Annotated in this window: 1 protein-coding gene (running past one end of the window); it reads right to left on the bottom strand. The window is 72.2% G+C overall.

What is annotated here, in order from left to right; genetic code table 11:
• Nucleotides 1–12443 carry the beginning of a lonely Cys domain-containing protein gene (locus tag OG524_RS28020; RefSeq protein ID WP_405811868.1) on the bottom strand. Its footprint begins 23590 nt before the window's first position, so 12443 of the gene's 36033 nt are visible here — the first part of the coding sequence; the start codon lies at nt 12441–12443; the stop codon falls past the left edge of the window.

Below are 12443 nucleotides of genomic sequence, written 5' to 3'. Positions count from 1 at the left end.
CTCACCGGCAGTGCGAAGAGCATGCTGCGGTCGGTGAGGACCTTGAGGTGGGTGCCGAGAGTGGTGTCCGCGGTGCCCTTGAGCGCGGTGCCGTCGGTCGCTCCGCCGATCGGGACCGCGGCACCCGGAATGACGGTGCCCGCCTTACTGGAGTCGAACACCGGGGCGACGCCCACCGCGCCCTCCATGCTGTCGGTGGTGCCGGCATCCAGCGCGTCGGAGGTCTTCTGCCGCTGCATCGCCTCCATGCGCGGCTTGTTCTCCACGGCGAGCAGCTGGGCGCCGCGGCGGTGCATCTTCGCGTAGAGGCGGGAGTCGGCGGTGTGGAACTGGCCGAAGAGGTGGGCGGAGGCCTGGGCGGGCAGCGGCGAGCCGCCGGCGCCGAGCGCCTCGCGGAAGCCTGCGGTCAGGCCCGTCTGCGCGGTGGCCTCCTGCTGGGCCTGGGCCGGGACGGTGCCGAGGCCGGTGAGCGGGGTGAGACGGGCCTTGCGCACCCGTTCGTCGAGGATGTCGCCGGTGTGCCGCTTGCCGAGGTCGCCGTCCCCGACGCCGTCGGCACGCGCGGTGGCGAGGGTCAGGGCGTCCTGCACATTGGCCGCACCGCGGATGTCCACGGCGAGGATGCCGGATCCGATCCGGTCGTCGAAGGGCAGGACGTCCGGGTCGGCGCCGTCGGCGGCGGCGGAGGTGCGCCAGGCGGAGATGCCCTCCGGGCGTGCCTGGGCGGCGGTCAGCAGCCGCACGGCGCGCTCCGGTTCCGGCACCTCCTGCTCGGTGAGCGCACCCTCGGCACCGTCGCCGTCCGGGGTGAGCAGGCCGGCGGGAAAGATCTCGTTGAGGCTGCCGACCGGGGCGACGGCCCGCGGGGAGAGCCGTTCGCCGGTCGCGTCCGTCATGGTGACGGTGAGGGTGTAACTGGTGACGATCTCGGCGTGCGCCTGGGTGGTGGCGATGTTCGGCATCGAGGTGCTGCCGGCGGCCACGGTCCGGACGCTCGACCGCTGCTGGCCCGTGGTGCCCTGGACGGAGGGGTTGGCGAGGAGGGCGCCGTGCTTTGTCACGTCTCCGCCGCGGTCCTGCGAGGTGCCGTCGGGCTTTGTCTCGCGCTCGGCGACACTGAGGGTCACGTCTCCGCCGCGGTCCTGCGAGGTGTCGTCGGCCTTGTCGCGTGCGGTGTTGCGGTAGTCCTCCAGTTCGTAGCCGGTGCGCAGCCCGGCCACCGTGGTGGTGACCGGGGTCAGCTTGAACCGGACCTGTCCGGGGCTGCCGCCCACCGGCAGGTGGTGCGGGCTGGTCCAGGCCCGGTAGCGGACCGGCAGGGTCATCCCGTCGGTCGTCAGCTCGTGCAGGTTGGCGCGGAGGAAGTCCGGGGAGAGGCGCTGGAGGACCTGTTCCCGGTCGTGCGAGGGCACGCCGATCTTCTCCAGCTTCCCCATCAGCAGCCGCGCCGCGTGACTGGCGTCGAGCTGACCACTGGGGTGTGTGGGGAAGCGGCGTCGGCGCAGGAAGGCGGGCACCCGGTAGCCGCCGCCGAGGTTGCGCGGCGTGGTGGTGCCCAGACCGTCCGGGGCGAGCCCGGCCTCGATGGCATCCTGCATCGGCAGGTGGAACATCACCGCGTCCTGGATGCGCTGGAGCGCGGCGGCGGCCCTTCGCGGGGCGAGGCCGCGCGCGAGTCGCGCGGACATCCGCCCGGCCACGGAGCTGACGCCGGCCCCGGCGCGGGTGCCCACCGCACCCATCATGGCCGTCCAGCGGTCGCGCACCGCGATGGTCTCCGCGACGTCGGCGACCACCAGGTACATCCGCCCGGCGAAGGTGAGGGTGGTGGTGCGCCCCGAGGTGAGGGTGTCCGAGACGCTGCTGCCCTTGCCCCAGGCGTACTGGATGGCGGTCGCGTAGGTGCCGACGACCGGCTGGTGGCCCTCGCGCTGGTGGAGCGGCATGTAGCCGCCCTGGACACCGAGGGTGACGCGTGAGGCCTTGGTCGTGTTGCCCATGATGCGGTGCTCGTTGCCGATGGTGGCCTCGAAGCTGGCCGGCTTGGGGTCGCTCTTGACCCGTACGTTGTGCAGTTCGCCGCGGACCGCGGCCTTCAGGTAGTGGGTCCGGAACGGGCCGGCGCCGTTCAGCCCGGTGACGCGGGAGCCGAACGGGCCGAGGTACTGGCCGAGTTGCCCGGCAACGCTCAGGTTCGCCATCGCCCGGCGCAAAGCGGTGCGCACCGGGGCACCGGGCGCGCTGACGTGCCAGGAGGTGCCGGAGGCGCGGTCGGCGGTGTCCTGCATCAGCTGTTGGCGCTGCGGCCCGCCCTCGGCGCTGAGCACCACGTGCGGGGCGCTCAGCAGCCGCCGGACGAGCTGCCGGTCGTCCGAGTCCGCCGTGGGCAGCGGGCGGGTGCCGTCGAGGAGCTGGTCCGCCTCGAGGGCGGAGCGGCGCTGCGGCACGGGCGTGGGCGCGGGTGCCGTGCCGCCGACGGGCGGGTCGGCGGGGGCGTAGCGGTCGGAGCCGTGCGCGGACGGCACGGCCAGCTCCACCCGTCCCACGGTCTCGCTGCCCCGGCTGAACAGCGGACGCTCCTGGACCCTGCTGACGAAGAAGCCCGCACCCAGCAGGCCCACCGTGAGGAGCCGGGCCCAGCCGCGCGGGCGGCGGTGCCCCTCGAAGGAAGCGCCCAGCTCCACCTGGTAGCTGTAGAGGTCTGCGCCGTTCTGGAACGTCAGATGGTCATGGGCGACAGCGACCGTGCTCCGGGTGGCCTTCTGCGTCGTCCTCGCGTAGCGGGCGCCGAGGGCCACGTTGCCGGTCTTGCGCGGCAGCTTGGCCTCGGTCACCTTCTCGTGGTCACGCGGTGAGGCCCCCACCTCCAGCCCGCCGGAGAGGGTGGTGGCCGCCTGCTGCCCCTGGCCGGAGACCTCGGTGCCGATCACCGCGTTGCGCAGCGAGCGTTCGCTCAGGGTGGTCTCGAACCGCCGGTCGGTGAGCCGCGCCCGGAGGGTCAGGATGTGGTGGCCGCGGGTCGCCCTGCCCTCCTCGGTGAGGGCGACCGGGACACCGGTGGTGGTCAGGTCGTCCAGGCTCTGGGCCAGAGTGGGCCGGTTCAGCGCCTCGCGTACCTGGCGGTCGTTGTGCAGCGCGGTCCGAAGCCGCCCGTCGCCGTACCAGAACCTGGCGAGCCGCGGGTGCCGCAGCATGAGCGGCGGGGCGAACAGCGACGGGTACGAACGGTGCAGGGTGTCCAGGACGCTGTCGGCGAAGGCCCGCATGGGGTCCTGGGGGGCGGGTTGCCCGTCTGCGGGTTGCCCGTCCTGGTTCTGCTCGGTACGAGGCTGCTGGTCCGTGTCCTGCGCCGTGGTCGGAGCCTGGGTGTCCGGCTGCGTCGTGCTCTGCGGCGACGACTCCTGGCTCCCGGACAGGTTCTGCTGATCCTGCTCCTGCTCCTGTTGCTGGTCCTGCACCGGGTCCTGTTGCTGGTCCTGCACCGGGTCCTGGTCCTGGTCCTGCACCGGCTCCTGCTGCTGGTCCTGGTCCAGGTCCAGGTCGGGTACCGGCCCCAGCGGGCGGTCGGGGCGGAAACCCTCGGCGCGGACCTGGCCGCTCAGGTGCACCGGGTCCTCCTGGGTGAGGTACCACGGCACCGGCGGCCGGGCGTCGGGGTTCAGGCCGCTCGTCTGTCCGGGCGTACGGCTGTCCCAGCCCGCGAGCCGCCGCGCGTCATGGGTGGAGATCCAGTCCAGGCTGACCACCCGGACAGGGCGGGCCGCGGACGGCGGCTCGCCGGCCTTGCGCACCATCAGGGTGCGTTCCACCCGGTAGAGCGCGAGCGGATGGTTACGGACGCGACCGGTGGTCTTGCGGGCCGCATCGTTCCCGAGGTAGTGGCCCCGCCCCGCGCTGATGTCCGCGCGGACCATCGGGCCGCCCTGAAGGCGTACGTCCGTCCCCCCCTCCGCGCCCACGAACATGTGGTTCGGCCCGGCGGTGACCTGAATGCCGAGACGGGTGTCGCGGACGTGGCCGCGCTGGTTCTGGTACGAGGTCTGGGTGAGGTCGCGCAACTCCGCCTTGACCGACTCGGTGACCAGGGTGGCCCGGTGCGGAACCGACCGCTCCACGACCAGGTGCCCCAGCGGGTGCTGACCGCTGCCGCGGGTCAGCTCAGGTCCGCTGACCGGCCCGGCGAACCGCCCGAACAGGCCGAGCAGCCGCCCGGGCCGGACATAGGAGACCAGCGCGCGGTGCGCCGAACTGCCGGGCCGCGCACCGGAGATGGCAAGCGCCACGTCCTCCGGCGGGTCCACCAGGTGCAGGCCGGTGGTGTCGGTGATCCGTGGCTCGATCCCCTCCGGGAAGGTGAGGGTCTCCGGCGCCCGCCGTGGCCCCTTGAACGGCACGGTGAGGTCGTCGGGCAGCCGCCAGGCCAGCCCGTCCCGCATGGCGAACTCCGCGGTGTGCACCGGGCTGCGCTGCCAGCGCGGGCCCTGCGCGGGTGAGTCGGGCAGGCCGGTCGTCTTCTGGCCGCTCTGGCTCGGCGTCTCGGTGACGCGCTCCACCCGCACCCGGTAGTGGACGTCGTCCAGGTGCAGGTGCGAGCCTTCCACGGCCCGGTATTCGGACTGGTTGTACGCCTGGGTGCCCAGGGCGTAGTCGGTCCTGCGGGTCCAGCCCAGTGAGACGCCGATCTTCAGCATCCAGCTGAGCGGCGGGCCCATGCTCAGCGCGCCGGCGATCCGGCGCCCGAAACCGACGCTGCGTCCGCCGCCCGTGCCGGCCTGGCCGCGCCGCATGGTGTCCACCCGGACGGTACCGCCGTTCACATCGGAGAAACGCTCCCAGCGGTGGTACGGGACGGCCTCGACCGTCATCTCATGGCCGACCCCGGACTTCTCCCGGCCCACGAAACGGGCGCCGCGCGGGGCGGTGAAGGCGCCGGGCTGCTCGGTCAGCAGGCGCAGCAGTTCCGCCTCGTCGAACTGGGCGCGAAGCTTCTTCGGCAGCTTGCCGAGGATCTCCTGGGCCACCTGCTCGGGCGAGCGCAGGGTGAGGGTCCCTAGGCCGGTGAGGAGCCCGGTCGGCGGGGACTGCGGGGCTCCGTCCGGGCGAGCGCCCGGGCTCCCGTCGTGCGGATCGGCGCCCGGGCTGATCAGGACGGTGGGCAGCCGGCTGCCGTCCTCGAAGGTGACGGTGCGTGGGGCCGTGCCCGGCGGCGGGGCGTCCTCGCCGGTCAGCAGCCGCGTCGGGCGGTACCGGTCGAGCTGGGTCTCCAGCGGTACGGGGTCGCCCGGGTCGGGGGTCTCGGAGCCGGGGCTGCCGAGGTCGGTGATCCCGCCCATGCTGCGCAGCCACTCCCCGAACGGGTCGGAACCCTCCGGCTCCTGGATGTCCGGCGTCACCGTGGGCGGCTCCGGATCCGGTTCAGCGGTGGGAACCAGGGCGTCGTAGTGGTCGGTCCCGTTGTACGCCAGGTGCAGGGTGCCACCGGGGCCGCCCGGGCGCAGCTCGGTGACGAGGAGCGCGCCCGCCCCCAGCGGGTCGGGCCGTACGAGGCGCAGGTCGAGGTCGAGGGTCTGTGCGAGCGCGTCCGGGAGCAGGTCCGCGAAGGGAGACGACCAGAGTCCGGTGTGCTCCGCGGCGGCGGCGAGCAGGCCGCGCCCGCCGAGCCGCCGCGCGTCGGCGGGTGTGGGCGCCACCTGGGCGAGCTGCGGATAGCCGCTGTCGGCGAGGATCCGCTGCCATCGGCCGGGGTCGCCGTCGGTGATGACCGCCTGTGCGACGCGGTTCCACTCCTCGGTGATCCTGCGCTGCTCGTCCGCGTCATGGACCCCGGCAAGGGCGCGTATCCGCAGGTCGTCCACCACGGTGAACACCGGGTCCGGTACGACGGTGTCGGCGACGGCGCCCAGCTCGCTGCCGTTGACACGGTCGCGCACCAGACCGCGCAGCCCGGCGATGTTCCGTGCGGCCCAGGCGGGCGGTACGTCCCTGCCGCGCGCGCTGTCGAGCACCGCCCGGAAGAGGCAGTTCCCGTCGGGACGGGCGTCCACCCGGCGGAAGACGAGGTTGTCGGCCCGGACGAGGTCCGCCGGGTCGGGCGTCGTCGGCGTCGTCACGGTGCCCTTGCTGAAGACGTTCAGGCTCTCGGCGAGGCTCTCCGGCCGGCCGGTCGCGGACACCAGGTCGGGCCTGCGGCGGACCAGTTCGGCGGTGTCCTCGGGGCCGAGGGCCAGTTCGGACAGCGGCAGCGGTGCGCTCGACAGCGCCCAGGCGGCCTCCGCCGACGGCGCGTAGGAGAGTCCGCGCACGTCCTCCTGCGAGACCGGTGTGTTCGGAGACAGGCCGGGCGTCGGCTTGTCCGGTCCGGCATAGGTGAGTTGGGCGTGGTCGCTGCCGGGGGTGAAACGGAGCAGCGGCTCACCCGCAGGGCCCTGATGGGAACCCACGATCTTGTCGAAAATGGATTTGTCGAAGGCGGTGGGCGGATTCCAGAACATGTGCGCGCCGTGCATCACAGCGATGTCCTTCGCCCGCATCTCCTCGATCAGCGCATCATGCGCCGGATGCGTGATCCGCGTACCGTCCGGCGTCGACACATCGAACAAATCATGATCACCGGTGATCGGACGCCGACCACCGTCCTCCCCCACCCCGAAGACCACACCACCCTCGACGACGAACCGGTTCTCCGCCTCGAAAGCCGCCATCTTCCCGGCCAGCTCGTGATACTCCGTCAAACGCTGATTGAAACGCGACAGAACCCTGTCCGAAGCACCCTCCGGAACAACCCCGACCCCAGGCATCACCGGCTTGAAATAACCGACCAACCCAATATTCCCCGGATCAGCCCCCAGAAGAACATCGACCTCGTTCACCGTCTTGGCCTTGATGTCCTGCGGCTTCGCCAACGCCCCCGCATCAAGCCACTTCGGAGCCAGAGGATTCGTCGGACGCACATCGATGACCACATTCTTCGCCCGCGCCAGATCACGGAATCCCTTGAAATTCTTCTCCGGAATCCCGTACTCATGACGCGCCGCATACGAATTCACCTCACCCGTCCTGAGCGGCTTGGGCCAGGTGAGTTGGGCGTGGTCGCTGCCGGGGGTGAAACGGAGCAGCGGCTCACCCGCAGGGCCCTGATGGGAACCCACGATCTTGTCGAAAATGGATTTGTCGAAGGCGGTGGGCGGATTCCAGAACATGTGCGCGCCGTGCATCACAGCGATGTCCTTCGCCCGCATCTCCTCGATCAGCGCATCATGCGCCGGATGCGTGATCCGCGTACCGTCCGGCGTCGACACATCGAACAAATCATGATCACCGGTGATCGGACGCCGACCACCGTCCTCCCCCACCCCGAAGACCACACCACCCTCGACGACGAACCGGTTCTCCGCCTCGAAAGCCGCCATCTTCCCGGCCAGCTCGTGATACTCCGTCAAACGCTGATTGAAACGCGACAGAACCCTGTCCGAAGCACCCTCCGGAACAACCCCGACCCCAGGCATCACCGGCTTGAAATAACCGACCAACCCAATATTCCCCGGATCAGCCCCCAGAAGAACATCGACCTCGTTCACCGTCTTGGCCTTTATGTCCTGCGGCTTCGCCAACGCCCCCGCATCAAGCCACTTCGGAGCCAGAGGATTCGTCGGACGCACATCGATGACCACATTCTTCGCCCGCGCCAGATCACGGAATCCCTTGAAATTCTTCTCCGGAATCCCGTACTCATGACGCGCCGCATACGAATTCACCTCACCCGTCCTGGGCGGAGGGGGTGTCGGCCGTTCCTCGTCGACGGCGCTCGTGTGCGCCGGGTCGCTCAGACGACGCGCCAACTCGACGGTGTCCTCGGGGCCGAGGGCCAGGTCGGAGAGCAGCAGCGGTGTGCTCGACAGCGCCCAGGCGATCTGCGCCGACGGCGAGTACGAGAGTCCGCGCACGTCCTCCTGCGAGACAGATGTGGTCAAGGGCAGCTCGGGCGTCGGCGGGGGCAGCAGCTCGTCCAGCGTGGTCCCGGGGCCGGCACCGGCCCGCAACCCGGCCGCCGCGCGCAGGAACGCGGTGTACTGCTCGGGGGTGGGATCGGCGGCGGGACCGGTCGGTGTGCCTGCGGTCGTGGCACCGGTGGCGGTGTGCCAGTCGGTCACCATGCGGCGCAGCAGGTCCGGGGTCATGCGGCCGTCACCGTAGCGGGCCGCGCTGTCCGCGCTCAGCCAGCGCAGACCGTCCACGTACGCCAGCCCGGCGAGCAACTCCGCGTTCCCGGGCTGCTGTTCGGCGTCCGGGCCGAGTGCGTCGCGCAGCGTGCGGATCTGTTGGAGGGTGCGGGCGCGGGCGAACGCGTCGGCCGGGCCCGGGCCCGCGTGCAGTCCGGCATCGCGCGCCGCCCGGTCCAGGAGTTCGCCGCTGGGCTCGGGGGTGAACAGCCGCCAGCGCCCGGGCCCGTCCGCGCCTTCGGTGAGCACCGCCCGGACCTCACCGTCCCGGTTGCGGGCCGTGCCCACCTCGCTGGTCGGCGCGTACACCGTCCGCCCTGTCCGGTTCGCCACGTGCTGCGCGACCGGCAGGCCCGCGATCCGGGGCTGCTGTCCCGTCTCGCAGGAGAACAGCACCAGCGGCCGGTCCTGATCGCCGTCCTCCGCCCAGGACTTGAGCACTTCACCGAGCTGCACACCGCTGACCTTCACGCTGGGCCGCGCCGAGTCGTCGGTGCCGAGCGTGACGGTGCGGGGAGTGCCGTGCCCCACGAAGTAGTCGGCGCCCTGCTCGGTGCCCGCGCCCGGGAGCGGGGCCGGCGGACCGGTGAAGACCGTACGGGGGGAGGCCGGCGCCGATTCCGCGCCCACGGCGGAGTCCTCCCGCAGGCGGGCGGAAGGGGAGGCGGGGGCGGACACCGTGCGTACACCGCGGAAGGTGTCCTGGCCGAGCAGCCCACGGCGCCCCGCGTCGCGTGACGTACCGTCCTCGGCCGGGCTCTGCGAAATGGTCAGCATCCGGACGGCACGCCCCGGTGCGGGCTGCACCGGGGCGTCCGGTACCAGGCGCCGCAGTTGGCTGAGCGGAACCGTGAGGCCGTCCAGGGTGACGACGGCCGGCTCGTCCTCCGGCCGCCGCGACCCGTCGCTGCCGCCGGTGGCGCCGCTGTCCGCAGGGCGTACGACGATCCGGGCCGCCGGGGCAAGTGCCACGGGCGGTGCCGGGGGTGAGGATTCCGACGTGGTCGGCGCGGGCGGGGGTACGTCGTGCCCGGTGCCCTGTCCGGCGCCGAGGCCGGTGACCTGTCCGCCGGTCCCGTCGCCGCCTCTTTCGCCCTTGTCCGACTCCAGGTGCAGCTCGGTGGCCGTCTCGGCCCAGGGGCGCGACAGGGTGGCGAGCTTGTCCGTCGCGGTGACGGCCGCGAAGTCCGGGGTGACTCCGCCACCGTGTGCGGATGTCGCCTTCTCCGGGAGCACCGTCGGCGGAGGTGTGGCCGGGGCGTCGGTCGTGGGGGCGCTCTCGGTGACGGGACGGGGCATCGGGCCGAGTGCGTCGGCCAACGGCAGCAGCACGTCCGCGCCGGGGAACGCGGTGTCCGTGGTGCCGTCAGCCGTCCCTGCCGGCGTCGGGCCCGTGAGCGGGCGGACCTGGACCGGGGCGCCCGGCCCCTCGCGGGTCAGCTCGACCGCGGCGCGTACGGGACGCCCGGCCCCGTCCGGGGCGACCGCCGGCCCGAGTACGACGGCCCGGTCGGTCCCGGCACCGTCCAGGAGTTCGGCCGCCTCCGGCGACCCCTCCCCCGGTGGCGGCACCTCCGACACCACGATCGTCAGGGGTGGCGCCTGGGTGGACCCGGGGTTCCCGGCGCGAGCGAGGTCCGGCTTCACGTCGGCTGGACCGCTGACATCGCGTACGTCGCCGCTGTCGGCGAACGAGCCGACGGTGCCCACCTTCGGCGGAGCGGTGCCGGGGTCGACGGCAGGGGCCGTAACGGTGGCGGGGTCGACGGCCGGGACGCCGCTTTCCACGGAGTCCGGCGTGACGTCGGTCCCTGCCGGGTCGACGGCCTCCGGGGAGGGTGCGGTCTGCGAGGAGCCGTCCGTCCCGGTCGGTGAACCGTCCGCCGGGGCTGTGCCGTCCGGGGTGCGGGTGCCCTGGGGGGGTGGGGCGGTGGGCGCCGTGGTACCTCCGGTGGCGGGAACACCACCCGGCCGTGCACCGCTGCCCGTGCCAGGAGCGGCGGAGTTGGCAAGGCCGCCCGGGGCGACGGGAGCGCCGTTGCCCTGGTCCGGCGCCGTGACCGTACGGTCGTCGTCCTGCCCGGCCGGCTCCTCCGCAGACCCTTGGGCGTTGTTCTGCCCGGCCCCCTGGACGTCGCTCCCCGGCGACGTGACAGCCGGGTTCGCCGGTACGTCCACGGCAACGTTCTCCGGGGATGTACCGGGCGCGGCACCCTGCTGCCCGCCCGCCGCGTCGTCCGACCGTACGTCCGAGCCGTGGCCCGGCACCGGGTCGGCGTCGTTCCCGGCCGGGGGTACGGAGGAGCCGCCCGGGGCCGGGGCGGGGCTGTTGCCGGAGGTGCCCGGAGTGCCCACCGTGGTCGGGCTGTTCACCGGTGCCGCGGTGTCCACCGTCGCCGGGTCGCCCCCCGCGCCGGGGGCGGCGCCCACCGTGATCGGAGGGTCCACCGTGACCTGGGTGCCGAACCCGTCGAGGGCGCGGCGTACCTCGTCCGTGTCCACCTGGGCGGCCGGACTGTTCCCGGCGGGGACGACCCGGACCTCGGGCAGCTGCGACAAGTTGCCGTGCAGGCTGTCGCGGACACCGATCTCGACGCTGCCGGGCGGCTGGGCGCCGCGCACGGCGGCGAGATCACGCAGCGCCTGGTCACGTACTTCGGCGGAGCCGTGGTGGACCTGCTGCCACAGTTCGTTCTCGACGGCGCTCGCGGGCAGGGTGCCCGCGGAGTACGGCGGTGGGTTCTGGGACATGTACGGCGGCGGGTTCTCCGCGACGTACGGCGGGGGCGACTGCGTGCCACCCACATCCCCCTGCCCCTGCCCCTGCCCCTGCCCGACGGTCTGCGGGGTGCCCGGCGGCGGTGAGCCGAGGGCGGGGCCGCCGCCGCCCGACGTGTCCGTACGCGAGGGACCGTCGGCACGGTCCGCCCCTGCGTCACCGGAAGACGACGAGCTGTCCGAGCCGATGTCGCCGCCGGAGACCGTCGGCGGCTGGTGGCGCAGCTTGTCGATGACGTGGCGCAGTTCGGCGGCGCTGTTCACGGCGGTGTCGCCGAGCGTGGCCTCGACCTGGCTGCTGATGCCCGCGCCGACGAAGGTGGACCAGCTGGTGGACCAGTCGCCGTCGAAGGCGCCCTTGATCAGGATCTCCGCGAGTGCCTCGCCGGCGCCGGCGGCGAGGAAGTCGGCCGTCCCCTTGATCCCGTAGTGCCCGGCCAGCGCACCCGGCCGGTCCGCGTTGTTGCGCAGGAGCTGGTTGTTCCGCCACAGCTCGGTGTTGTTCCGGAAGGAGAGCGGGTTGTTCCGGAAGGTGACCGGCACGTTGCCCGGAGGGTTCGGGCCGTTCCCGTGCGGGGTGGGGTCGGGGCGGCCGTTGATGAGGCTGTCGCGGTCGGGCTTCGGGGCGGGGTCCGGATTCGGCTTGGGGTTCGGGGAGAGGCTGTCGACGTCGAGCTTCGGGTTGTTCTTCAGGTTGGGATTGTTCTTGAAGCCGACGTCCGGGCTGTTCTTCAGGAAGTTGCTGTCGAAGCTCTTGACGATGCTTCTCGCGAAGCTGTCGAAGACGCTGGTCAGGAAGCCCGCCGCGGCACCGAACGCGGCGGCCTTGCCGATGTCGCTCCAGTCGATGCCGTCGGGGCGGCGGCCGTCCGGGGCGAAGTTCATCATCGCCAGCCGCACCGCGAACGTCGTGAACGCCTCGGCGAACGCCTCGGTCAGCGAGGGCGCCAGGTGCAGCCGCTGGAGCAGGTGGCTGAGCGTGGTGAGGATGAGGAAGCGGCTGCGCATCTTGGCCAGCATGATCTGGCTGGCCGAGGCGCCTCCGGTGAAGAAGGACAGCGCGAGATAGATGGCGATCTCGATGAGCAGCCGGATGATCTCGGCGATGATCTGCCACTTGGACTCCATGATGTCCATGGAGGTCTTGCGCCGGCCCTCGGCGATCTTTTCGAGCTGGTCGGCGAAGTCGCGCAGGTAGTTCTTCCCGCCGTCGTCGACGAGCATCCCCATCGCTTTGCCGTACGACTTGGCGAGGTCGTCCGGCATGGACTCGCCGATGTCGTGGACCGACTTGTCGATCAGCGAGGACAGCCTGTCCAGCTTGCGGCCCAGGCCGGAGTAGGGCCGACGGCTCTCGTACGCGAGGTCCTCGTCCGCGTCCATGAGCCTCTCCCCGGTGAGGATGAAGATCATCGCGTTGACCTCGGGTGAGACCTGGATGCTCAT

The sequence above is a fragment of the Streptomyces sp. NBC_01520 genome (genome assembly GCF_045040375.1).
Lineage (GTDB): Bacteria > Actinomycetota > Actinomycetes > Streptomycetales > Streptomycetaceae > Streptomyces.
The sequence above is the reverse complement of the archived record's forward strand: the minus strand, read 5'-3'. Positions and strand labels throughout refer to the sequence as shown.